Source organism: Jiella marina, assembly GCF_024359545.1.
GTDB lineage: Bacteria > Pseudomonadota > Alphaproteobacteria > Rhizobiales > Rhizobiaceae > Jiella.
Genome location: NZ_JAKQZG010000009.1, coordinates 1 through 22,551 on the forward strand (window position 1 = coordinate 1; position 22,551 = coordinate 22,551).

Annotated in this window: 24 protein-coding genes; 10 read left to right on the plus strand and 14 right to left on the minus strand. The window is 64.2% G+C overall.

Features of this window, described 5'->3' with window-relative positions; genetic code table 11:
• Both MF134_RS15330 and MF134_RS15335 read right to left on the minus strand, forming a co-directional pair.
• On the minus strand, nucleotides 1-308 hold a 308-nt coding region (locus MF134_RS15330; protein WP_255340349.1), incomplete at its 3' end, for a hypothetical protein.
• Nucleotides 309-343: 35 nt separating this feature from the next.
• The gene (locus tag MF134_RS15335; RefSeq protein ID WP_255340350.1) at nucleotides 344-889 is read right to left on the minus strand and encodes a hypothetical protein; all 546 of its coding nucleotides are present in this window, start codon (nucleotides 887-889) and stop codon (nucleotides 344-346) included.
• A gap of 337 nt (nucleotides 890-1,226) precedes the next feature.
• Here MF134_RS15335 and MF134_RS15340 point away from each other — a divergent pair, with 337 nt between their 5' ends.
• The 6 genes from MF134_RS15340 to ilvD all read left to right on the plus strand — a co-directional run bounded on the left by MF134_RS15340 (nucleotide 1,227) and on the right by ilvD (nucleotide 6,110).
• Complete coding sequence (locus MF134_RS15340) at nucleotides 1,227-1,646, plus strand: ArsR/SmtB family transcription factor (RefSeq protein WP_255340351.1); 420 nt, start codon at nucleotides 1,227-1,229, stop codon at nucleotides 1,644-1,646.
• Nucleotides 1,639-2,163: an arsenate reductase ArsC gene (locus MF134_RS15345; protein WP_255340352.1), complete on the plus strand. Its 525-nt coding sequence runs from the start codon at nucleotides 1,639-1,641 to the stop codon at nucleotides 2,161-2,163. Before MF134_RS15340 ends, MF134_RS15345 begins: the two co-directional genes overlap by 8 nt.
• On the plus strand, nucleotides 2,160-2,873 hold the full coding sequence (locus tag MF134_RS15350; protein WP_255340353.1) for an MIP/aquaporin family protein: 714 nt from the start codon (nucleotides 2,160-2,162) through the stop codon (nucleotides 2,871-2,873). Before MF134_RS15345 ends, MF134_RS15350 begins: the two co-directional genes overlap by 4 nt.
• Before the next feature lie 41 nt (nucleotides 2,874-2,914).
• Nucleotides 2,915-3,331, plus strand: a complete 417-nt coding sequence (gene arsC, locus MF134_RS15355; protein WP_255340354.1) for an arsenate reductase (glutaredoxin) — start codon at nucleotides 2,915-2,917, stop codon at nucleotides 3,329-3,331.
• A gap of 22 nt (nucleotides 3,332-3,353) precedes the next feature.
• Nucleotides 3,354-4,097 carry an arsenical resistance protein ArsH gene (gene arsH / locus MF134_RS15360; protein WP_255340356.1) on the plus strand — a complete coding sequence of 248 codons (744 nt, stop codon included), beginning with the start codon at nucleotides 3,354-3,356 and terminating at the stop codon, nucleotides 4,095-4,097.
• A gap of 168 nt (nucleotides 4,098-4,265) precedes the next feature.
• Nucleotides 4,266-6,110, plus strand: coding sequence for a dihydroxy-acid dehydratase (gene ilvD / locus MF134_RS15365; protein WP_255340531.1), 1,845 nt, complete (start codon nucleotides 4,266-4,268; stop codon nucleotides 6,108-6,110).
• Between the two features lie 163 nt (nucleotides 6,111-6,273).
• On the opposite strand, the gene panB is transcribed toward ilvD, so the two are convergent.
• Complete coding sequence (panB, locus tag MF134_RS15370) at nucleotides 6,274-7,092, minus strand: 3-methyl-2-oxobutanoate hydroxymethyltransferase (protein WP_255340357.1); 819 nt, start codon at nucleotides 7,090-7,092, stop codon at nucleotides 6,274-6,276.
• Entirely contained in the window at nucleotides 7,089-7,973 is an 885-nt protein-coding gene (gene panC, locus MF134_RS15375) for a pantoate--beta-alanine ligase (RefSeq protein WP_255340358.1), read from the minus strand. Before panC ends, panB begins: the two co-directional genes overlap by 4 nt.
• 197 nt (nucleotides 7,974-8,170) lie before the next feature.
• Here panC and MF134_RS15380 point away from each other — a divergent pair, with 197 nt between their 5' ends.
• Nucleotides 8,171-9,400, plus strand: coding sequence for an MFS transporter (locus tag MF134_RS15380; protein WP_255340359.1), 1,230 nt, complete (start codon nucleotides 8,171-8,173; stop codon nucleotides 9,398-9,400).
• A gap of 22 nt (nucleotides 9,401-9,422) precedes the next feature.
• Here the strand turns inward: MF134_RS15380 and recO are convergent, their stop codons facing one another.
• The 7 genes from recO to rpoZ form a co-directional block, all read right to left on the minus strand.
• Nucleotides 9,423-10,178 (minus strand): DNA repair protein RecO, encoded by a 756-nt coding sequence (gene recO / locus MF134_RS15385; protein ID WP_255340360.1) that lies wholly within the window; start codon nucleotides 10,176-10,178, stop codon nucleotides 9,423-9,425.
• Nucleotides 10,179-10,199: 21 nt separating this feature from the next.
• Nucleotides 10,200-11,129, minus strand: a complete 930-nt coding sequence (era, locus tag MF134_RS15390) for a GTPase Era (protein WP_255340532.1) — start codon at nucleotides 11,127-11,129, stop codon at nucleotides 10,200-10,202.
• Nucleotides 11,130-11,140: 11 nt separating this feature from the next.
• Nucleotides 11,141-11,851 (minus strand): ribonuclease III, encoded by a 711-nt coding sequence (gene rnc, locus MF134_RS15395; protein ID WP_255340361.1) that lies wholly within the window; start codon nucleotides 11,849-11,851, stop codon nucleotides 11,141-11,143.
• Nucleotides 11,839-12,573, minus strand: a complete 735-nt coding sequence (gene lepB, locus MF134_RS15400; protein WP_255340362.1) for a signal peptidase I — start codon at nucleotides 12,571-12,573, stop codon at nucleotides 11,839-11,841. The genes rnc and lepB overlap by 13 nt, the downstream gene beginning before the upstream one ends.
• An 88-nt stretch (nucleotides 12,574-12,661) precedes the next feature.
• Nucleotides 12,662-13,312, minus strand: coding sequence for a DUF2062 domain-containing protein (locus MF134_RS15405; RefSeq protein WP_255340533.1), 651 nt, complete (start codon nucleotides 13,310-13,312; stop codon nucleotides 12,662-12,664).
• Between the two features lie 404 nt (nucleotides 13,313-13,716).
• Nucleotides 13,717-15,930 (minus strand): RelA/SpoT family protein, encoded by a 2,214-nt coding sequence (locus MF134_RS15410; RefSeq protein ID WP_255340363.1) that lies wholly within the window; start codon nucleotides 15,928-15,930, stop codon nucleotides 13,717-13,719.
• A 124-nt stretch (nucleotides 15,931-16,054) separates the two neighbouring features.
• A complete protein-coding gene (rpoZ, locus tag MF134_RS15415; RefSeq protein WP_255340364.1) occupies nucleotides 16,055-16,486 on the minus strand; it encodes a DNA-directed RNA polymerase subunit omega in 432 nt (143 codons plus the stop codon).
• Nucleotides 16,487-16,815: 329 nt separating this feature from the next.
• Between rpoZ and MF134_RS15420 the strand changes: the two genes are divergently transcribed.
• Both MF134_RS15420 and MF134_RS15425 read left to right on the plus strand, forming a co-directional pair.
• Complete coding sequence (locus tag MF134_RS15420) at nucleotides 16,816-17,400, plus strand: LabA-like NYN domain-containing protein (protein WP_255340365.1); 585 nt, start codon at nucleotides 16,816-16,818, stop codon at nucleotides 17,398-17,400.
• A 30-nt stretch (nucleotides 17,401-17,430) separates the two neighbouring features.
• Nucleotides 17,431-18,117 (plus strand): uracil-DNA glycosylase, encoded by a 687-nt coding sequence (locus MF134_RS15425; RefSeq protein ID WP_255340366.1) that lies wholly within the window; start codon nucleotides 17,431-17,433, stop codon nucleotides 18,115-18,117.
• 38 nt (nucleotides 18,118-18,155) lie between these two features.
• Here the strand turns inward: MF134_RS15425 and MF134_RS15430 are convergent, their stop codons facing one another.
• From MF134_RS15430 to dapA, 3 genes are all read right to left on the minus strand, one after another.
• Nucleotides 18,156-18,503 (minus strand): SPOR domain-containing protein, encoded by a 348-nt coding sequence (locus MF134_RS15430; protein WP_255340367.1) that lies wholly within the window; start codon nucleotides 18,501-18,503, stop codon nucleotides 18,156-18,158.
• 105 nt (nucleotides 18,504-18,608) lie between these two features.
• Nucleotides 18,609-19,079, minus strand: a complete 471-nt coding sequence (smpB, locus tag MF134_RS15435) for an SsrA-binding protein SmpB (RefSeq protein WP_255340368.1) — start codon at nucleotides 19,077-19,079, stop codon at nucleotides 18,609-18,611.
• A gap of 93 nt (nucleotides 19,080-19,172) precedes the next feature.
• Nucleotides 19,173-20,054, minus strand: coding sequence for a 4-hydroxy-tetrahydrodipicolinate synthase (gene dapA / locus MF134_RS15440; RefSeq protein ID WP_255340369.1), 882 nt, complete (start codon nucleotides 20,052-20,054; stop codon nucleotides 19,173-19,175).
• A 421-nt stretch (nucleotides 20,055-20,475) separates the two neighbouring features.
• Between dapA and MF134_RS15445 the strand changes: the two genes are divergently transcribed.
• Complete coding sequence (locus MF134_RS15445; protein ID WP_457590011.1) at nucleotides 20,476-22,551, plus strand: lytic transglycosylase domain-containing protein; 2,076 nt, start codon at nucleotides 20,476-20,478, stop codon at nucleotides 22,549-22,551.

The window sequence follows — 22,551 nt, forward strand, 5'->3', positions numbered from 1 at the left end:
TACGCTTCGTGGAATGCCACTGCTGAGACCAGAGCTGATAGGCGCAGCCAATTTCTTAGCGCATCATTCGCTTTCAGCCACTGATCAACAGTTTGTGGAATTCTAGATACATCGGCGCCGCTGGCATGGAAAAGTGTGGCTGTTGAAGCTCCCTTATTTGATTTTTTTGCCTGCCGAGCGAGATATCGCGCGTTTTCTGTCATCACAACGAATGACCAAAAGTGTTCATTTATCTCGGTTTGGCGGTCGTTGAATTCATTGATGGCAATGCTTCTAGGTCGAAGCGGAATATATCTGCCGAAAGCCATCGCAACCCTCTATGCCAGCTCCGCATCTGCGCAAATCAATCCTTCGCCCTCGCGTGCTCAAGCGCGGCCGCCAACTGACGATCCACCCACTCCTCTGTAATGCCGTACTTCTCGCGCTGCGGGCGCATCGCCTCTTCGAGTTCGGTGTCGATCGCGCTGAACCGCTCGATCGCATCCTCGCACTCGACAATCATGCGTGTACGGCCGGACCGGTTCAGAAAGTCCTCGTCGTGCTCGCGGAAGAAGCTGTGCGCCAGGCGGTCGCGCTCGACCTTGGCGGTACGGAGGCGGCCCAGCAGATCGGGGTGCAGCCCGAGCGGCTCCAGCGCGCGTAGCATGTTGCCGAAGGTCTTCGCGAGCTCGATATCGTAGGCGCGGTCGAAAGCCTCCTCCCAAGCTGATCTGTCCTTGTGTTCGCGCATGGTCGGCAGCATCCGAGCGAAGATGACAGCGTTGACCATCCCATGCTCGAGTACCTGCGCCTGATACATGGCTAGGCCGTAGCGCGAGTAGACCTCCCGGATCTGCTCAGATTTTGTGTCCCCGGCAGGCCAGATCGACCCAGGTGGATATCCTTTCATCATTCACCTCCGCCGTCCGTCAGGTGTCGAGCATGTCAGCGGCCTAAGCAACTTTAGACCGGCGCCCTATTCCGCCAGGATGGTCTTGAGTTGGCCGATGATCAGTAACCAATGCAGCGTTTGGGACCCCTTGTCTTTAAACTGCCTAGTTAGCAGCTTCAGGGGGCTAAGCGAGGCGCGTCAATCGAATGTCCGCTTCCAGGTTTTTTCGTTTCGGGCCTGAATGACCATCATCGGCGCATAGCCGTCGAGCGTCAGGCGTCAAATAACGCGAGTTCGCTCTTTGCGATAAAAACCCCCGCTTCCTTTCTCCAACAATCCTTGTATAATCGCATGCATGGATGATCAGACTGCCGTCACTGCCGTCACTGCCCTCACCGCTCTTGCCCATGCCGACCGGCTACGGGCGTTCCGTCTGCTCGTGCAGGCCGGGCCCAGCGGTCTGCCGTCGGGGGAGATCGCCGAGCGGCTGGCGATCGCGCCGACGCGGATGAGTTTTCATCTGGCGGGGCTCGACCGGTCGGGGCTTGCCCATTCCTGGCGGGAGGGGCGGCAGGTCCGCTACGCCGTGCGCTTCGAGGCGATGCGCAGCCTGCTGGCCTTCCTCTCGGAGGATTGCTGCGCCGGGCATCCCGAGATCTGCGGCGTCGGGGCGCCGCTGTCGCAAGGCTGTGGCGAGACGGGGTCAGAATGCGGCGAGACGGTCGAAGAGCCGGCCGATCGAGGTTCGTTCTTGGGAGGAAGCGACGATGGGTGAGCCTTACAACGTTCTGTTTCTGTGCACCGGCAATTCGGCGCGTTCGATCATTGCCGAAAGCATCATGAATCGCGATTTCGGCCAGCGCTTTCGCGCCTTTTCGGCCGGCAGCCACCCGCGCGGCGAAGTGCATCCGCTGGCGATCGACCTGCTCAAGCGGCTGAACTATCCGACCGACAGCCTGCGCTCGAAATCCTGGGAGGAGTTCGCCGAGGGGCAGGACGGCGCGCCGGAGCTCGATTTCGTCTTCACCGTCTGCGACGACGCCGCCGGCGAGGCCTGCCCGGTCTGGCCCGGCCAGCCGATGAGCGCCCATTGGGGCGTTCCCGACCCTGCGAAGGTGGAAGGCACGCCGGGCGAAAAATCCTTCGCCTTCGCGGAGACCTACCGGCAGATGAACAATCGCATCTCGATCTTCGCGAGCCTGCCGATCGCGAGTCTCGACCGGATCGGCCTGAAACGGCGGCTCGAAGCCATCGGCGCGGGAGAGGCCCAGCCCAGACAGGAGACCGCGTGAGCAGCGAGCCCGAATTCGATCTTCCCCGTCGCCTCGTCGCCGAGGGTCTCGGCACGGGGTTGCTGGTGGCGACCGTCGTCGGCTCCGGCATCATGGCCGAACGCCTGACCGGGGACACGGCGCTCGCGCTTCTTGGCAACACGCTGCCGACGGGCGCGATCCTCGTCGTGCTGATCACCATTCTTGGGCCGATCTCGGGGGCGCATTTCAACCCGGCTGTCACCCTCGCCATGTTCCTGCGCGGCGCGCTCGGCACGCGCTCCGCGGCCTTCTACGTCCTCGCGCAGATCCTCGGCGGCCTTCTTGGCACCGTCGCCGCACATCTCATGTTCGAACTGGCGCCGCTGGATTTCTCGGCGCATGCCCGCACCGGCCCGGCGCAATGGTGGGCGGAGATCGTTGCCACCTTCGGTCTTCTCGCCGCGATCCTGGGGGGCTTGCGCTTTGCGCCCCACGCCATCCCCTGGCTGGTCGGGCTCTATATCACCGCCGCCTACTGGTTCACGGCCTCGACCTCCTTCGCCAATCCGGCGGTGGCGATCGCCCGCGCCTTCACCGACACGTTTTCCGGCATCAGGCCCCTTGACGTTCCCGCCTTCGTGATTGCGGAATGTCTCGGCTCCGTCCTTGCCGTTCTCCTGTTCGGCTGGTTGCTCAATCCGGGAACGCCCCTGACCATCCGCGGCGCGCTCCGGGCGCCGGCGGAATAAACGTCGAGACCCTCCCTTTCACAGGCAGAGTGAGATTGCCGATGAGCGTGACCATCTATCACAACCCGCAATGCGGCACTTCCCGCAACACGCTGGCGATGATCCGCCAGTCCGGCGTGGAACTGGAAGTGGTCGAATATCTGAAGACGCCGCCGAGCCGCGAGACGCTGATCGAGCTTCTCGACATGATGGAGATGCAGCCGCGCGACATCCTGCGCATCAAGGGGACGCCCTATCACGAACTCGGCCTCGACGATCCCATGCTCTCCGACGAAGAACTGCTGCAGGCGATGATGGAGCACCCGATCCTCATCAACCGGCCGATCGTCGTCACCGACAAGGGCGTGAAGCTCTGCCGGCCCTCCGAAACGGTGCTGGATATCCTGCCGAACCCGGAGATCGGCGCCTTCACCAAGGAAGACGGCGAAACGGTTTCGCCGCGAACCGAGCCGAACTGATTGCCTCAATATGAATGACGACATGCCCTCGCACGGCGCCCCTTCCGGCGCCGAGGCGCTTTCCTTGCCGAATATCGTCGAAGGCGCGCTGCGCCCCATCGACGCCTCGCTTTACGCCGCGCCGGACGATCCGCTGCATCCGCCGCGTGTCCTGACGCTTTACGGCTCTCTGCGCGAGCGCTCCTATTCGCGGCTCTTGTCCGAAGAGGCCGGCCGTCTTCTCACCTGGTTCGGCTGCGAGGTGAAGACCTTCGACCCGCATGGCCTGCCCCTGCCCGACGCCGCCGAACCGGATCACCCGAAGGTCAAGGAGTTGCGTGATCTGGCGAACTGGGCCGAAGGCATGGTCTGGGTGAGCCCGGAGCGCCACGGCGCGATGACCGGCATCATGAAGGCCCAGATCGACTGGATCCCCCTGGCGGTTGGCGCCGTGCGCCCGACCCAGGGCAAGACCCTGGCGGTGATGGAGGTCTCCGGCGGGTCCCAGAGCTTCAATGCGGTGAACCAGCTGCGCGTCCTCGGCCGCTGGATGCGGATGGTGACGATCCCCAACCAGTCCTCGGTCGCCAAGGCCTTCAACGAGTTCGACGAGGCCGGCCGGATGAAGCCGTCGGCCTACTACAACCGCGTCGTCGATGTCTGCGAGGAACTCGTCAAGTTCACCTACATGACCCGCGGCCGTTCCAGCGCCCTCACCGACCGCTATTCCGAGCGCGTCGAAAGCGCCGAGGAGCTGTCGAAGCGGGTGAACCAGCGGACGATCTGAACGCAGGCACCGGATGACGGTGGTATGGTCTTGCTGAAGAGGTTTTCATCATGACTCCTGAGCGCTGTCGCCCCGGCGCTCCGGGCGCTGAGTGGCGAGGCCATTGACGCTGTACCGTACGGTACGGTACCGGATGCATGAATGACCGAAAATTCGAAGGACGCGCCCATGCCCGCTTACCGCTCCCGCACCACGACCCATGGCCGCAACATGGCCGGCGCCCGCGGCCTGTGGCGGGCGACCGGAATGAAGGACGGCGATTTCGGCAAGCCGATCATCGCCGTCGTCAACTCCTTCACCCAGTTCGTGCCGGGACACGTCCATCTGAAGGATCTCGGCCAGCTCGTCGCCCGCGAGATCGAGGCGGCCGGCGGCGTCGCCAAGGAATTCAACACCATCGCGGTCGATGACGGCATCGCCATGGGCCATGACGGCATGCTCTACTCGCTGCCGTCGCGCGAAATCATCGCCGACTCGGTCGAGTACATGGTCAACGCCCATTGCGCCGACGCCATGGTCTGCATCTCCAATTGCGACAAGATCACCCCCGGCATGCTGATGGCGGCGCTGCGCCTCAACATCCCGGTGGTCTTCGTCTCGGGCGGGCCGATGGAGGCCGGCAAGGTCGTCTGGCCGGATCAGCGCGAGACGAAGCTCGACCTCGTCGACGCCATGGTCGCCGCCGCCGACGACAGGATTTCCGACGAGGATGTGCAGACGATCGAACGGTCCGCCTGCCCGACCTGTGGCTCCTGCTCCGGCATGTTCACCGCCAATTCGATGAACTGCCTGACGGAAGCTCTCGGCCTCGCCTTGCCCGGCAACGGCTCGACGCTCGCCACCCACGCCGACCGCCGCCGCCTCTTTGTCGAGGCCGGTCATCTGATCGTCGATCTCGCCCGGCGCTATTACGAACAGGAGGACGAAAGCGTCCTGCCCCGCGCGATTGCCAGTTTCTCGGCCTTCGAGAACGCCATGACCCTCGACATCGCCATGGGCGGCTCGACCAACACCGTTCTGCACCTCCTCGCCGCCGCGCAGGAGGCCGAGATGGACTTCACCATGGCCGACATCGACCGGCTTTCCCGCCGTGTGCCGGTCCTGTGCAAGGTCGCCCCCGCCATCGCCAATGTCCATATGGAGGACGTCCACCATGCCGGCGGCATCTTCGGCATCCTGGGCGAACTCGACCGGGCGGGGCTGCTGGCCACCGATACGCCGATGATCCACGCACCCTCCTTGTACGACGCGCTGGAACGCTGGGACGTCAAGCGCACCGAAAGCCGCACCGTCTACGACTTCTATCGCGCGGCCCCCGGCGGCGTGCCGACGCAGACCGCTTTCAGCCAGGAGCGCCGCTTCGACAGCCTCGACACCGACCGCGAAGGGGGTGTCATCCGCTCCGCCGAACATGCTTTTTCCAAGGATGGCGGGCTTGCGGTGCTCTACGGCAATCTCGCCGAGGATGGCTGCATCGTGAAGACCGCCGGCGTCGACGATTCCATCCTCGTCTTCTCCGGCCCCGCCCGCATCTTCGAAAGCCAGGATGCCGCCGTCAAAAGCATTCTGAGCAACGAGGTCAGCCCCGGCGACATCGTCCTCATCCGCTATGAGGGCCCGCGCGGCGGGCCCGGCATGCAGGAAATGCTCTATCCGACGAGCTATCTGAAATCGAAGGGTCTTGGAAAGGCGTGCGCTCTCGTTACCGACGGGCGTTTTTCTGGCGGCTCGTCGGGGCTTTCCATCGGTCACGTCTCGCCGGAAGCTGCCGAGGGCGGGCTGATCGGACTCGTCGAGGAAGGCGATACGATCGAGATCGACATCCCGAATCGCCGCATCCACCTTGCTGTCGAAGACGCGATCCTGGCCGAGCGCCGGACGAAGATGGAAGCGCGCGGGAGCGAGGCCTGGAAGCCGGCCGAGCCGCGCAAGCGCAAGGTGACGAAGGCGCTCAGGGCCTATGCCGCCATGACGACAAGCGCCGCTTACGGCGCGGTCCGCAAGGTGGATTGAGCGCCCCGGGGAGAGGCGAGCTGATAAAGATCCACAAGACCGTCTGCGCATCGCAGGCGGCTCGACCATGGCCGCGATCGTTCCCGCCGACTGATCCAAGCGCCTCGCGATGTTGCCAGCCAGTCAGGTCCAGACCTGACTGGCCAAGCTCTATATCGCCGCCTCAGCCCCTCGCCTTGTAGACATGATCGGTCGAGGGAAAGCGCCGCTCGCGAACCTCGTCCGCATAGGTCTGAACCGCTTCCGTGATCGCGTCGCCGAGGGCGGCATAGCGCTTGACGAAACGGGGGACGCGCTCGGTGAGCCCGAGCATGTCCTCCAGAACCAGGACCTGACCGTCGCACGCAGCCGAGGCACCGATGCCGATGGTCGGGATGGGGATCGTGCGGGTGATTTCGTCGGCAAGAGGCTCGACCACGCCTTCGACCACGACCGCGAAGGCGCCGGCCTCTGAGATCGCGACGGCATCGCCGAGGATCTTCTCGCGCGTCGCCTCGTCATGACCCTGGCTGCGAAAGCCGCCCAGCGCGTTCACCGCCTGGGGCGTCAAGCCAACATGGGCCATGACGGGAATGCCGCGACTCACAAGAAAAGCGATCGTTTCGGCCATGTGCACACCGCCTTCGAGCTTCACCGCACCGCAGCCGGTTTCCGCCATCAGCCGCGAGGCGGATCGGAACGCCTCTTCGGGCGAGGCCTCGTAGCTGCCGAAGGGCATGTCCACCACCACGAGCGACGAGACCGTGGCAGAGACCACGGCCCGGCCATGGGCGACCATCAGGTCGAGCCCGACGCCCAAGGTCGAGGCCATGCCATGCTCGACCATGGCGAGGCTGTCGCCGACCAGCATGAAATCGACGATCGGATCGACAAGCCTGGCGGTGATCGCGCTGTAGGCAGTCGTCGAGACGATCGGCGTTGCGCCCTTGCGGGCAAGAATTTCCGGCGCGGTGCGCCGCTTGACAGGCTTCTGCATACTCATGGGGCCAAGATGGTCCGGCCTTGCGCGCTCGGCAATAGCGGCATGGCCTCGCGTTGATCGATCAGCAGAACCGAACCGGCCTGGGCGGTGACGAGGATCACCACCGGCCGGTCGATCGACTGCACCTCGCCGAGATCGTGCGCGTCGCGGATATCCAGCGAACGAAGCCGGACCGCGGCCTCGCCGGCGATAAGGCTTCGCATTTCGGCAAGGACCGGTTCGACCTCGCGCTCACCGCTCCCGATTCGCCGGGCGCCCGCTTCGAGCGCGGCCGAAAGAACCCGGGCGGCCTTCCGGTCCTCCGCCGAAAGCCGGACATTGCGCGAGGACATGGCCAGCCCGTCCGGTTCGCGCACCGTGGGAACGCCGACGATCTCGATCGGAAAGTTCAGGTCCGCGACCATCTTCCGGATCACCGCGAGCTGCTGAAAATCCTTCTCGCCGAAATAGGCGCGGTCCGGCCCGACGATGTTGAACAGCTTGGCGACGACCGTCGCGACGCCCGAGAAATGGCCCGGCCGGACTGCACCGATCAGGATGTCGCCGAGTGGCTTCAGCGAGACGGTGGTCTGAAGCGGCTCGGGGTAGATCTCTTCGACCGGCGGCGCGAAGACATAGTCGACGTCGAGACCGGCCAGGAGCTGAAGATCGCGTTCGGCGTCGCGGGGATAGGATGCGAAATCCTCGTTGGGCGCGAACTGGGTGGGATTGACGAAGATCGTCACGACCACGCAATCGGTCTCGGCCTTGGCGCGGCGCACCAGTTCCAGATGTCCGTCATGGAGATAGCCCATGGTCGGCACGACGCCGATCGTCTCGCCGGCCTGCCGGCGCTCCTTCAGCGCCGCCCTAAGGCTCGGGATATGTTCGAATGTCTGCACGGCTTTCCGTCCGCCTCCTTGCGGAAGAGCCTTCTAGCGGCTCGAGCCGTCCCGGGAAAGGTCACCGCTTCGCTGCCCATCGATCGCGGCTGCACCATCGCATTCGCTGATGGGTGTCATGACGAGAAAGCGATTTTGCCGCGGACCGCTTGCGGCTATGAACGATGACAACCGCCATGTCGAGAGGCCGAGGGAAGATGGTCAAGACAGCCGAAAGGACACCGGCCGAGGGTGTCACGCTCGCAATACTCGCCGGTTGTGTCATCACGCTCCTGACTTTCGGTCCGCGCTCGGCGATGGGCTTCTTCCAGATCCCGATGCTCACCGACAATGGCTGGAACCGAGACGATTTCGGCCTTGCCATCGCCATTCAGAACCTGTGCTGGGGCTTCGGCCAGCCGCTCTTCGGCGCGATCGCCGACAAGTTCGGCACGGCCCGGGTACTGCTCCTGTCGGGCCTTCTTTATGCCAGCGGCCTTGCTCTGACGGCAGTCGCGCCCTCGCCCTTCTTTTTGACCGTCGGCTCGGGTGTTCTAGTCGGCCTCGCGATTGCCGCCGGCTCCTTCGGCGTGGTGCTGGCCGCCTTTGCCCGGCGGGTTTCGGCCGAGCAGCGCTCCTTCGTCTTCGGCCTCGGCACGGCGGCGGGTTCGGCCGGCATGTTCGTCTTCGCGCCTCTGTCCCAGGCTCTGATCGAAAGCTATGGCTGGTCGGATTCGCTTCTCATTCTCTCGGTCCTCATGCTCCTCGTGCCGATTCTGGCGCTGGCGCTTCGTGGCAATGGCCGGAATTCCGGGAATCTCGCAGCCGAGATCGATCAGACGATGGGTGCCGCCCTGCGCGAGGCCTTCGCGACACGCGGCTATGTGCTCCTGACCTCGGGCTTCTTCGTCTGCGGCTTTCAGGTCGCCTTCATCACCGCGCACTTTCCGGCCTTTCTCGCCGATATCGGCATCGCACCGGTCTGGGCAGTGACCGCCATGGCTCTGATCGGCTTCTTCAACATCATCGGTTCGATCGCCTCGGGGATCATCGGCCAGCGCACCTCGAAGCCGCATTTCCTCGCCTGGATCTACATCGCGCGCTCGATCGTCGTCACGGCGTTCCTGCTGACGCCGATCACGCCGGCGACCGTCGTCGTCTTCTCGGTGGTCATGGGCCTTCTCTGGCTGTCGACCGTCGCACCGACCAATGCGCTCGTCGCCATCATGTTCGGCACCCGCTATCTCGGCCTCCTCGGCGGCGTGGTCTTCCTGTCCCACCAGATCGGCTCGTTTCTCGGCGTCTGGCTCGGCGGCTACCTGTTCGTGCGCACCGGTTCCTACGACGCGGTGTGGTGGATCGGCGTCGTCCTCGGCCTGTTCGCCGCACTGGTGCACTGGCCGATCCGCGAAGAACCCGTGGATCGTCCGGCGCTGGCGGCTGCTTGAGTGCGATAACGGACCTCCGTTCCTAATCTGCGGAGACGATAGCCTCGACGGAAAGAGGCATCGCTCTGATACAGGCCGCAAGGAAGCCGCTGCGCGCTTCCGGCTCCTTGAGGCCGCGCGGTTCGAAGACGTTGCGGCCGAGGAAATAGCCGGTCAGCCGGAAGGCTTCGGCAAGCTCCGTCATCTCCTCCTGACGCCCTTCCTCCACCAGAAACGCTGGCAGCGGCAGAAGCTTGTCGTGCCAGGGCTGGCCGGCCTCGCGGCTGACCGCCCGCCCGGTGCGCGGCGAGACATAGACGAGATCGTGGGTCTGGCCGGTCGCGGCGCATTGCGCGAGATCCAGACCGAAGCCGAGTTCTTCCAGAAGGGCGAGTTCGAAGCGCAGCATGAGCGCGGCGGTGGTCTCGGCGTCGCCGAGATGATCGAGGATCACGGCCAGCCCGTCGAAGAGCCGCGGATGCGGATCGCGCTCGGCGAGAAGCCTCAGATGGGCGCCCGCGAGTTGCACCGCATTCAGCGCAGCCGCGCTGTTCATCAGCGATGCCGTGCGCTGGACCACCGGCTCCAGGACGAAGGTGCCCATATGCTCGTGCAACCGAGCCCGCCAATGGGCCTCGACCGTATTGCCCGGTTGGAGCACCGGCTGTTGCCGGCGCGAGCGCCCGCCGCGCACGATGCCGAGATGCCGCCCGCGCGAACGGGTCATCACCTCGGCGATGACGCTGGATTCGCCATGGCGCCGGATGCCCAGAACGATCGCCTGCTCACGCCATTCCATGGCCGGTCCTCGGCAGGAGCCTCAACTTGAAAAGTCGAGACCCATTTCTCGGTAGCGCTCGGGATCGTCGCCCCAGTTCTCGCGCACCTTCACGAACAGGAAGAGATGGACCTTGGTGTCGGCCGCTTCCATGATCTCCTGGCGGGCGGCCTGACCGATGGCCTTGATCGTCTCGCCCTTGTGGCCGAGCACGATGCGCTTCTGGCTGTCGCGTTCCACATAGATCGTCTGTTCGATGCGCACCGACCCGTCGGGTCGGGTTTCCCAGAGCTCCGTCTCCACATGGGAGGCGTAAGGCAATTCCTGATGGAGCCTCAGATAGAGCTTTTCCCGGGTGATCTCGGCCGAAAGCTGGCGAAGCGGCAGATCTGAGACCTGATCCTCGGGATAGTACCACGGACCTTCGGGAAGTTCGGCCGCGAGCCAGTCCATCAGGTCGGCGCAGCCCGAACCCTCCAGGGCCGAGATCATGAACACCCGGTCGAATTCGACCCGCTCGGTGATATCCTTGGTGAGGCCGAGCAGCTTGTCGCGCTTGATCCGGTCCACCTTGTTCAGAAGCAGGACCTTGCGCTGCCGCGTCTCCTTCAGACGCTCCAGAATGCGCTCGACATCCTCGCTGACGCCGCGCTCGGAATCGACGATGGCCATGACGATGTCGGCATCCTTGGCACCGGACCATGCGGTGCGGACCATGGCCCGGTCGAGGCGCCGCTTCGGCTTGAAGACGCCCGGCGTGTCGACGAAGACGATCTGGGTGCCCTTATGCATGGCAATGCCACGCACCAGCGCCCGCGTGGTCTGGACCTTGTGGCTGACGATGGTGACCTTGGTGCCGACCAGACGGTTGACCAGGGTCGACTTGCCGGCGTTCGGCGCGCCGAGCAGGGCGACGAAGCCGGAACGCCGTCCTGGCGCTTCGCCCGCTGCCTTCTCCCCATCCTGGTCCATAGGCTGATCGTTCAAGCTTCGTCCTTCCAGACACCTTCCCGCCTCAAGACGGCGGCGGCGGCTTCCTGTTCTGCAATGCGTTTCGACCGACCGCGCCCGATTCCCGGCTCCACGTCGGGCACGACGACCCTGATCGTGAACTCCGGCTCATGGTCGGGGCCAGTCCGCTCCACCAGTTCATAGCGCGGCGGGGTCGGCGCGGTCTGATGCGCCCATTCCTGCAGCGCGGTCTTGGCGTCACGCCGAGCCGCGACGTCGGCGTCGAGCCGATCGCCCCAGTGGCGTTCGACGAAGTCGCGGGCCGTTTCGAGGCCTTCGCCAAGATAGATGGCGGCGATCAGCGATTCGACGAGGTCTGCGCGAATGTTGCGGGTACGATCGCCTTTAAGCTTCTTGAGATCCGCGCCCTGGCGCACATAGTCGAACAGACCGATCTCATCGGCGATCTCGGCGCAGGCTTCGGCGCTCACCAGAGCGTTCAGCCGCAACGAAAGCTCGCCCTCGTCGGCATTGGGAAACTGGGTGAACAGGCGTTCGGCGACGATGAGCCCAAGCACGCGATCACCCAGGAACTCCAGGCGCTCATAGCTTCGCTCGTCTCCGCCATTGCCCTGCAGGCTCGAATGGGTCAGCGCCCGCTCGAAGCGCTCGCGATCGCGGATCGGAACGCCGATGGCTTGCTCAAGGTCGTCGAGCGTCTTCTTGCGCGTCAGCCGAGCCATGTGAAGATGCGGCTGGGCCTGAGATCGGTCGGCCAATTCCACAATTCGAGCGGCGAGACGTCGTCCTTGATCGAGAAGAAGATCACCCGTGCCTTGCCGACGAAATTCTCGAACGGCACGTAGCCGACGTCGAACCGGCTATCGAGCGAATTGTCGCGATTGTCGCCCATCATGAAGTAATGCCCGTCGGGCACGACGAATTCGCGGGTGTTGTCGCCGGCGGAATTCGGGCTGAGGTCGAGGGTCGTATAGGAGATCCCGTTCGGCAGCGTCTCGCGATATTGCTGGACGAGCGTCCCGTCATCGGCGACGAATTCGCCTGCCGGCTCGCGCTCCACGTTCTCGCCATTGATCGAAAGGATGCCGTTCGTCACGCGGATATGGTCGCCCGGAAGCCCGATCAGGCGCTTGATGTAGTCGGTGTCCTCCTCATTCGGCTTGCGGAAGACCACCACGTCGCCGCGTTCCGGATCCGAGGCGAGGATCCGACCGTCGAACAGGTCCGGAGACAAGGGAAAGGAGTATTTGGAGAAGCCGTAGCTCCATTTCGAGACGAAGAGATAGTCCCCGACGAGCAGGGTCGGCATCATCGAACCCGAAGGAATGGAGAAGGGCTGGAACAGGAAAGTCCGGATGACGAGGGCCAGCAGAAGTGCCTGGATGATGACCTTGATGGTCTCGCCGAAGCCGCCCTTTTCCGTCCGTTCGGCCTGGTCGACCATATTCATCTCTTTTCGACTGTTCATCTCGCAGCAGCGCTGCCCGAGCGCCTTCTACCGGGTCGCAACCATCGTCGCAACTTACCATGCATCAAAGTTTGTCCGCAGACGACCGGGCTACAGTTCGGCCGAGCTTCTGCGGCGCGCCGTGGCCGGCAAGCCTCCCGACCAGCGCCTTGGGCGCATCCGCCAGAGTGGCGCCTCCGTTGGCGATGCGTCTCTGCCGGTGGGCCTGGAAGCTCTTCGCCGCAACGCGGACGACGGCATAGGAGATCACGCCGGCCAGGAGGCCGAGCGGGATTGATCCGACGAACATCGGCTTGACGATCGGCTCCCAGATCGCCCCCAGATTCATCGGCGACAAGGAGCGCTCCAGATTGGCCGGCGCTTCGACATCGACGGTGGGGTCTGTCAAAAGCCGATGGCCCACCTCGAAGGTCGCGCCCCAGATGAACGGGAATGTCAGCGGATTGCCGACCGCCGTTCCAAGCGCCGCCGCGGCCATGTTGCCAGCGATCAGATAGGCGATGGCAAAGGCGATCAGGAAGTGAAAGCCGATGAAGGGGGTGAAGGACGCCACGACGCCGGCCGCAAAGCCGGCCGCGATGGCGTGCGGCGCCGCATCGAGTCTGAGGACCCGCTTGTGAAAATAGTGATAGGAGCGCCGGAAGGACCGGCGCGGCCACAACCACGTCCGAAGACGTGACCAGAAGCTTTCAGGCACACGACGTCGAAACAGCATGGCCGTCGAACTCTCCATTCCATCATCGAGCCACGCGGCCCGCTTCGTCCCGCCGATCGCGAGGACCCGGCTCACGCCGGCCCCACAGCGAAGAAGGGCACATCACCACCTTGAAGTTCCCGCACCAGGAAATCGCAATAACCTGCTCCGGTTCTGAACAGCGACGCCTTCGGGCTCGACGCTTCTTGCACGGGGAGCTTATCCGAGGCCGCAGTCGGAACAAGCGCATCAGAGACACACGGCCTCAGAAAGCCCTCACAGCCTTCGATTCGCCAAGTGATTGATGCCGACCCGGTCGAGCGAGGCGGCTATGTGCTTCACCCGGCGAAATTGCGGCGAGCGTCAAGGGAATCGTTCCTTCCGGCTCAATCCGCCCGATGGCGTTTCCGGCCTCCGTCCGCTGCTCAACCGTTGACGCGCGTAACATCCGCGACGCAGGGCTTGGCGCGAAGCTGGCGGAGGGTCTGGTTGAGATGCTGGATGTCCCAGACCTCGAGTTCGATCACCATCTTGGTGAAGTCCGGCGCCGTGGAGACCATCGACAGATTGTGGATGTTGGCGTCGTTGACGGCGATGGTCTCGGCGATCTCCGCGAGCGAGCCCGGTTCGTTGCGCGCCGACAGGGTGATCCGCGCGGGAAAGCGCTCCTGCAGCGCATCGTCGATATCCCAGCGCACATCGATCCAGCGGTCCGGCTCGTCGTCATAGGCCGTCAGCGCCGGGGACTGGATGGGATAGATGATGATCCCCTTGCCCGGCTCGATGATGCCGACGATGCGGTCGCCCGGAACAGCCCCGTCCGGCCCGAAATGCACCGGCAGGTCGTCACCCGCGCCGCGGATGGGAATGGCCTTGCCGTTTCTGCGGTCCTTCGACTTGCCGCGCCCCGGCATGCGGAAGATCATGCCGGCAGCGGTCCGCAGATTGAACCAGCCCTCGTCTTCGCTCTTTTCGGGCCGGCGGGCGGCCCGGCTTTCCTGATAGTCCGGAAAGGCGGCGCGCAGCACGTCGGACGACTTGAGCTCCCCTCGCCCGATCGCGGCCAGCGCATCCTCCACGTCGCGATGGCCGAGCTTGCCGAGAAGCGGTTTCAGCGCCTCGCGGGAGAAGGTCTTGTTGGACCGCGCATAGGTACGCTCGAGGATCTGCTGGCCGAGACCCGAATACTGCTTGCGGATCGAGGTGCGCGCCGCCCGGCGGATCGCCGAACGCGCCTTGCCGGTGACGGCGATGTTCTCCCAGGCCTGGGGCGGGGTCTGGCCCCTGGCGCAGATGACCTCCACCTCGTCGCCATTGGCGAGTTCGGTGACCACCGGCATGATCCGGCCGTCGATCTTGCAGCCGACGCAATTGTCGCCGACATCGGTGTGGACGGCATAGGCGAAGTCGATAGGGGTCGCCCCGCGCGGCAGCGCGATCAGCTGTCCCTTGGGCGTGAAGCAGAACACCTGGTCCTGGAACAGTTCGAGCTTGGTGTGCTCCAGGAATTCTTCCGGATTGTCGCCTGCCGCCAGAAGCTCGATCGTCCGGCGCAACCAGCCATAGGCGTTGGAATCCTTCGACAGATGGACGTGGCCGGCCTCGTCGGCATCCTTGTAGAGCGCATGGGCCGCGACGCCGTATTCGGCGACCTCGTGCATCTCCCGGGTGCGGATCTGCAACTCCACGCGCTGGCGGGAGGGTCCGACGATGGTCGTGTGCAGCGAGCGGTAGTCGTTCTGCTTGGGCGTCGAGATGTAATCCTTGAACCGCCCCGGCACCATCGGCCAGGTCCGGTGAACGATGCCGAGGGTGCGGTAGCAGGCCTCCTCGGTGTCGACGATGACCCGAAATCCGAAGATGTCCGAGAGCTGCTCCAGCGAGATCGCCTTGCGCTGCATCTTGGAGAAGACCGAGTAGGCGGTCTTCTGGCGTCCGTAGACGGTAGCGGCGATGCCGTTTTCCTTGAGCTTGGCGGTGAGGTCCCGTTCGATCGCCGCGATCGTCTCGGCATGGCGCTCGCGCAGTTCCGCCAGCCTTGCCGTGATCGTCGTATAGGCATCGAGATTAATGTGCCGGAAGGCCAGCGCCTCCAGCTCGTCACGCATGTCCTGCATGCCCATGCGTCCGGCGAGCGGGGCATAGATGTCCATCGTCTCCTGGGCGATGCGGGCGCGCTTTTCCGGCGCCATCGGACCGAGCGTGCGCATGTTGTGGAGACGGTCGGCCAGCTTGACGAGAAGCACCCGGATGTCGTCGGCGATCGCCAGCAGGAGCTTTCGCAGATTCTCCGCCTGGGCCGCTTTCTTCGACACGAGATCGAGGCGCTTCAGCTTGGTCAGGCCCTCGACGAGCTGTCCGATCTTCGGCCCGAAGAGCTGGTCGATCTCCTTTCGGGTGGCATCCGTATCCTCGATCGTGTCGTGCAGGAGCGCGACGGCCACCGTCGCCTCGTCGAGATGCATCTCGGTGAGGATCGCAGCGACTTCGAGCGGGTGCGAGAAATAGGGGTCGCCGCTGGCGCGCTTCTGCGAGCCATGCTTCTGCATGGCGTAGACATAGGCTCGATTGAGAAGCGCTTCGTCGAGCTCGGGCTTGTAGGCCGCGACCTTTTCGACGAGTTCATACTGCCGCATCATGGGCTTGCGTCAAGAGCTCCAGCGTTGTCGGAACGAGAAAAGGGGGCATCGCGCATGCCCGCGACACCCCCTCCAATATAGTGATGATACCCGGCCAACCGAAAGAGGCGACCGGCTCGTACCATTAATAATCGTCGGTCTTTTCGGGCGGAACGAGACCCTCAATGCCGGCGAGCAGATCCTCTTCAGACATGCGGTCGAAGGAGACGGGCTCGGCATCCTCGGCGGCCGGCTCGGTCGCGGCCGGAATCTCGGCAGCGACGTCCTCGACCAGACGCTGGTTCTCCTCCCGCTGCTCGGTGTCGGGGCGCGGCTCCGGCTCGTCCACCTCGACATGCTTCTGCAGCGAATGGATGAGGTCTTCCTTGAGATCACCCGGCGACAGGGTCTCGTCGGCGATTTCGCGAAGCGCGACGACCGGGTTCTTGTCGTTGTCGCGGTCGACGGTTATGTTCTGGCCTTGAGAGATCTGGCGCGCCCTGTGGCTGGCCAGAAGAACCAGTTCGAACCGGTTGTCGACCTTGTCGACGCAATCTTCTACGGTGACGCGGGCCATGCCTGTCTCCTGAAACTGACGAATTCGGTGGCTGAATTTTCGACATAGACGTTTCGCGGCAGCGCCACAAGGGGCATACCGCGCGAGAAGACGCTATTCGCCTATCACATTTCGCAGCCCGACCCCGAATCTCCGCACATACACCGCAAGTTTACCAGCCGAACCGCCGAAACCGTGAGCTGGCCGTCCCTCCGACCTTTGCGCCTTGCAGCCGCCACAAGATTTCGATAACGCCCAAGGGGACAAGGGTCGTCCGAGCGAAATATTTCCGCGAATCGACGATCGCGCCTTAGACCTGTTCAAAAATTTCCCACGGAAGTTGCACTAGTATGTTTGATCAACGCGAGAAACTTGCTCTCTTCATTGATGGCGCGAATTTATACGCTACGTCAAAAAATCTTGGATTCGATATAGACTACAAGAAAATGCTGACATGGTTTCAGCGTCAATCTTATGTTCTTCGCGCCTATTACTATACCGCCCTGATCGAAGATAACGAGTATTCCTCGATCCGACCCCTGATCGACTGGCTCGACTACAACGGTTACCGAGTGGTCACCAAGCCGGCGAAAGAATTTACCGATCAGTCCGGCCGTCGCAAGGTCAAGGGAAACATGGACATCGAACTGGCGATCGATGCCATGGAGCTGGTGGAAACGGTCGATCACTTCGTCCTGTTCTCCGGCGACGGCGACTTCCGCTCGCTGGTGGAAGCGCTGCAACGCAAGGGCCGCAAGGTCTCGGTCGTCTCAACCCTGTCCTCCTCGCCGCCGATGATCTCTGACGATCTGCGTCGTCAGGCCGATCACTTCATCGACATCGTCACGCTCAAGGGCGACATCGGCCGCAACCCGGCCGAGCGTGAAGCGCGCAATCCGCGTCGCAACGAAGTCGAGGACGACGACGATTACTGAGCCGACGTCCGCAAGGCTTCCGTTCAGGATATGACGCTGGACCACCCTCTCGCCGGAACCGCTGCCGAGCCCGCTCGCGACTGCCCGCGCTGTCCCCGACTCGTCGGCTTCCGGGAGGAGTGGCGGCACAAGGAGCCGGAGTGGCACAATGCGCCGGTTCCGACTTTTCTGCCGACGGAGGGACCGGACTCGGTCCGGCTTCTGATCGTGGGGCTCGCGCCGGGTCTGCGCGGCGCGAACCGCACCGGTCGCCCGTTCACCGGCGACTATGCCGGCGACCTGCTCTACGCCACCCTCGGCCGCTTCGGCCTGGCACGCGGGTGTTTCGAGGCTCGCCCGGACGACAGTCTGGAACTCATCGAGACCGCGATTACCAATTCGGTCCGCTGCGTGCCGCCGGAGAACAAGCCGGTCGGTGGGGAAATCAACAATTGCCGCAGCTTTCTGAACGAGACGATCGCCCGGTTTCCGAAGCTTTGCGCCATCGTCACGCTCGGCAAGATCGCCCATGACTCCACCGTCCGGACGCTGGGCGGCCGGATCGCCGCGCATCCTTTCCGACACAACGAGCCGACAAAGGTCGACGAGCTTATGCTGTTTCCGAGCTATCACTGCTCGCGTTACAACACCAATACCGGCCGACTCACGACCGAGATGTTCGAAGCGGTCTTTGCATCGGTGCGTGAGTATCTCGACGAAAAGGACCGGTCGTCCTGACAATCAGGGCTCCCGGTCCGCTCGTAATTGTCAGCCGATCAGTAGAAGCAGCGATAGCCCGCATAGGCGTCGCCGATACCGGCGCGGCGGAACTGGCGTGCCCGGTTCTGGGCGGCCCGCTCACCCATCGGCCCGCTGCCGACGACATAGAGGCCGGTGCCTGCATTGGGGCTGTCGGAATTGTCGATGTCGAGGACCCGGGCACCCAGACGACCGGCGCGGCGCTCCGCCGAGCGGTAGCTTCGGAATGCGCCCGCAAAGGCATAATAGCCGCAGGCTGCCGCCACCTGGTATTCACCTGAACTGGTGTAGGCCTCGGCGGCCCGGGGCATGGCCGCCGTTGCGCCGACGGTGCCGGCGACGAGCATGATCATCAGTGTCCGCATGGTTTCCTCCTGCCGTTTGCGATTGCCCCGTACGGGGTGTCGCAACGTAATTGGAAGCCTCAGACGCGTCGATGCAGTAAAGCGCCCGCCTGACCTGCAAAATGATCACACCTGCTTCAAAAGCCGCTGTTTCTGGCGGTTCCAGTCGCGCTCCTTGATGGTCTGTCGCTTGTCGGGAGCGTTTTTGCCCTTGGCGAGCGCCAGCAGGAGCTTGGCGGTGCCGCGCTCGTTGAAGTAGATCTTGAGCGGCACCAGGGTCATGCCGTCCCGCTGCACCGCGCCGGCGAGCTTGTTGAGCTGCGAGCGGTGCACGAGGAGCTTCCGTCGCCGCTTCGGATTGTGGTTGAAGCGGTTGGCCTGGAGATATTCCGGCAGATTCGAATTGATCAGCCAGAGTTCGCCTTCCTCCTCGGTGGCATAGGCCTCGGCGATCGAAGCCTTGCCGCCGCGCAGCGACTTCACCTCGGTACCGGTCAGTTGCAGGCCGGCCTCGAGCGTGTCGACGATCTCATAATTGAATCGCGCCTTGCGGTTCTCCGCGGCAACATTGCTATCGGCTGATTTCTTCTTCGCCATGGTTCTCCAGGAGGCCTCAGGGCTTCCTGACCTCTTTCTCGAGCGTGATCATCGGGTCTCGCATGTGCCTTTGAAGCGACCCGGACGTCTCGCTCAGGTGATCAGGCCGGCATGCCGCAATGCTGAGTCGATCGTCTCGGCCGTCGCCGCTTCGACCGGCACCAGGGGCGAGCGCAGCGTATTGCGAATCTTGCCGAGACGCGACAGCGCATATTTCACGCCGGCCGGGCTTGGCTCGATGAACAGGGCCTTGTGAAGCGGCATCAGACGGTCCTGATAGGACTGCGCCGTCTGATAGTCGAACTCGGCGCAGGCCGCCTGGAAGTGCGAACACAGCGCCGGTGCGACATTGGCCGTGACCGAAATGCAGCCATGCCCGCCATGGGCGTTGAAGCCAAGCGCCGTCGCGTCCTCGCCCGAAAGCTGGACGAATTCGGTGCCGCAGGCGGCGCGCTGCTCCGAGACCCGGTCGACCTTGGAGGTCGCGTCCTTCACGCCGATGATATTGGCATGATCGCGGGCGAGGCTCGCCATCGTCTCCGGTGTCATATCGATGATCGAGCGGCCGGGAATGTTGTAGATCAGGATCGGCAGGGAGACCGCCTTGGCGATCGCCGAAAAGTGCTGATAGAGGCCGCGCTGGTTCGGCTTGTTGTAATAGGGCGTCACCACAAGGAGACCGTCGGCGCCCGCGCTCTGGGCGAAGCGGGCAAGGTCGATCGCCTCGATCGTGTTGTTCGACCCGGCGCCGGCGATCACGGGAACGCGACCGCCCGCCACCTTGACGCAGACGTCCACGACACGTTTGTGTTCGTCATGGGTGAGCGTCGGGCTCTCCCCGGTCGTACCGACCGGCACGAGACCGGTCGAGCCTTCGGCGATCTGCCACTCGACGAAATCGGCGAACACGTCCTCGGCGAAGCTGCCATCCTCGGCAAACGGGGTCACCAGCGCCGGAATCGAGCCATTGAACATTTTCTACTCCCACTCGCTCCTGACGCTGTCTCGGATTTGCATTGGCAATCCTGGAACAGGCCGCAAGACATCATGCAAGACCGCCTCGACCGCGCGAGGCAGCAAAGTGCAGACCGCCATAAAGCTTTCGTCAGGACGCGGCAACATATGGAAGCCAATCGGCGGAAACAAGCACGGGAAGGCATCTTCGTTCGCCATCCGCTCCGACCAGAGTAACCGGCTTTTAAGGGCGATCGTGAGAGATTTGAAAACCAATCCGGCAGTTGATCTGCCGGCGCACCGTTCCGTTTTCGGACCTTTCGAGGGTATGGCCATGCCAGGATTCGCCCCTGCCAGCCAGTTGATCTCCGCCGCGCTCGCCCTTCTGCTTGTCGGGCAGCCGGCTCTCGCAGAGACCGCGTTCCTGCCCGATTACGGGCCGATGCCGACGGCCCGGCCGAGCGGGATGACGGCCGGCGTCTCGATCGATCCGGGCCGCTTCGGCGGCCAGGTGCGGGCGCCTGCGATCGCCGCGATTCCCGTTCCCGCCCCCCAGCCCGCTGCCCCGCAAAGCGCCACCGCCTTCACCGCCTCGATCGCCACGCTGACGCCGCGGCTCGACCCGGTGCGCGCCTTGCATGGCGAGTTGAAGGAAGGGCTGCAGGCGCTGTCGGATCGAAATCCGACCAAGGCGCGGGCGATCCGCGAGGGCATGGCGCCCGGAACGCTTGACCGCGACATCCTGACCTGGGCGATCGCGGTAACGGGCGGCGACAATGTGCCGGCCATTGAGATTGCCGCGGCGGCCCGCAGCCTGACGGGCTGGCCCGGTCTGAAGAAGCTGCGGATCAATTCCGAGAAGGCGATCTACCGCGAGAAGCGGCCGGCTCGCGAAGTGCTGCAGGCCTTTTCGAACAGCATGCCCGAGAGCCCCGAAGGCGTGATGGCGCTGGCGCGCGCCTGGATCGAGGTCGGCGAGGTCGGCCGCGCCAAGCAGATCATCGGCCAGACCTGGCGCACAGAGCGTATGAATCGCTCGACCGAAAACGAGATGCTGTCGACCTTCGGCACACTTCTGAGCAAGGCCGACCACAAGCACCGCATGGACATGCTGCTCTACGCCGACCGAATCACGGACGCGGCGCGTGCGGCCAAGCTCGCCGGCGCGACGAAGCTGCACGCGGCGCGTGCCGCCGCCATTCGCGGCGAGAGGAATGCCGGCAGCCTGCTCAACGCCGTACCCAGTTCCCAGCGCTCCGATCCGGGCTATCTGTTCGCGCTGGTCGAATATTACCGCAAGGCCCATAAGGTCGAAGCGGCGGCCGACATCATCCTCAAGGCGCCGCGCGATCCGGCGGCCCTGGTCGATCCCGACGCGTGGTGGAACGAGCGCCGCATCATCGCGCGCGATCTGCTCGATCTCGGCAAGGCCAAGACCGCCTATCAGATCGCCGCCGGACATTCCGCCCAAGACGACGTCGAGGCCGTGGAAGCGGAATTCCACGCCGGCTGGATCGCGCTGCGCTTCCTGAATGACCCGTCGACGGCGAGCCGACATTTCGCCAGGATCATCGAACGCTCGAACAAGCCGCTGTCGCTTTCGCGCGGCTATTACTGGCTGGCGCGCGCAGCCGAAGCGGCCGGCTCCAGCAATGCCGGCGGCTACTATCAACGGGCCGCCCATTACGGCGCGACCTATTACGGCCAGCTCGCAGCGGCGCGGCTGGGCCGCAATCCCGGCGCGATCGAGTTTCCCAGCCCGTCCGATGCCGAGCGGCAGCGCTTCGCCTCGCGTCCGGCGGTCCGGGCAATCCAGCGCCTGGAACAGATCGGCTCGGACTGGCGCGCCGACATTCTCTATCGCGGCCTGGCCGACGAACTCGACAGCCCTGGCGAACTCGCGCTCCTGTCGGTCATGGCGGAGCAGCGGGGCGACCATCACCTCGTGCTGCAGGTCGGCAAGCTCGCCTATTGGCGCGGTGTCGACGCCCCGGCCCTCGCCTTTCCGATCGGCGTGATCCCGGCGAGCGCCAATATCTCGGCCTCCGGCAAGGCCCTGGCCTATGCCATCGCGCGGCAGGAGAGCGCCTTCAATCCCAAGGCCCGCTCGCATGCTGGCGCGCTCGGCCTCCTGCAGTTGATGCCGGGGACCGCCAAGAGCATGGCCCGCAAGGTGGGCGTCGCCTACTCGCCCGCGCGATTGACCAGCGATCCCGGCTACAACGCCACGCTGGGGGCGCGCTATCTCGGCGACCAGATCGACAATTTCGACGGCTCCTACGTGCTGACCTTCGCCGCCTACAACGCGGGTCCGCGCCGGGCACGCGAATGGATCGAGCGCTTCGGCGATCCGCGCGGAAAGCCGCTCGATCAGGTGATCGACTGGGTGGAGCGCATCCCCTACACCGAGACGCGCAACTACGTGCAGCGGATCATGGAGAACTATCAGGTCTACAAGATCCGTCTGGGGGCCGGCTTCTCCATCGAGCGCGACCTGCGCTTCGGCCGACGGGGCTGA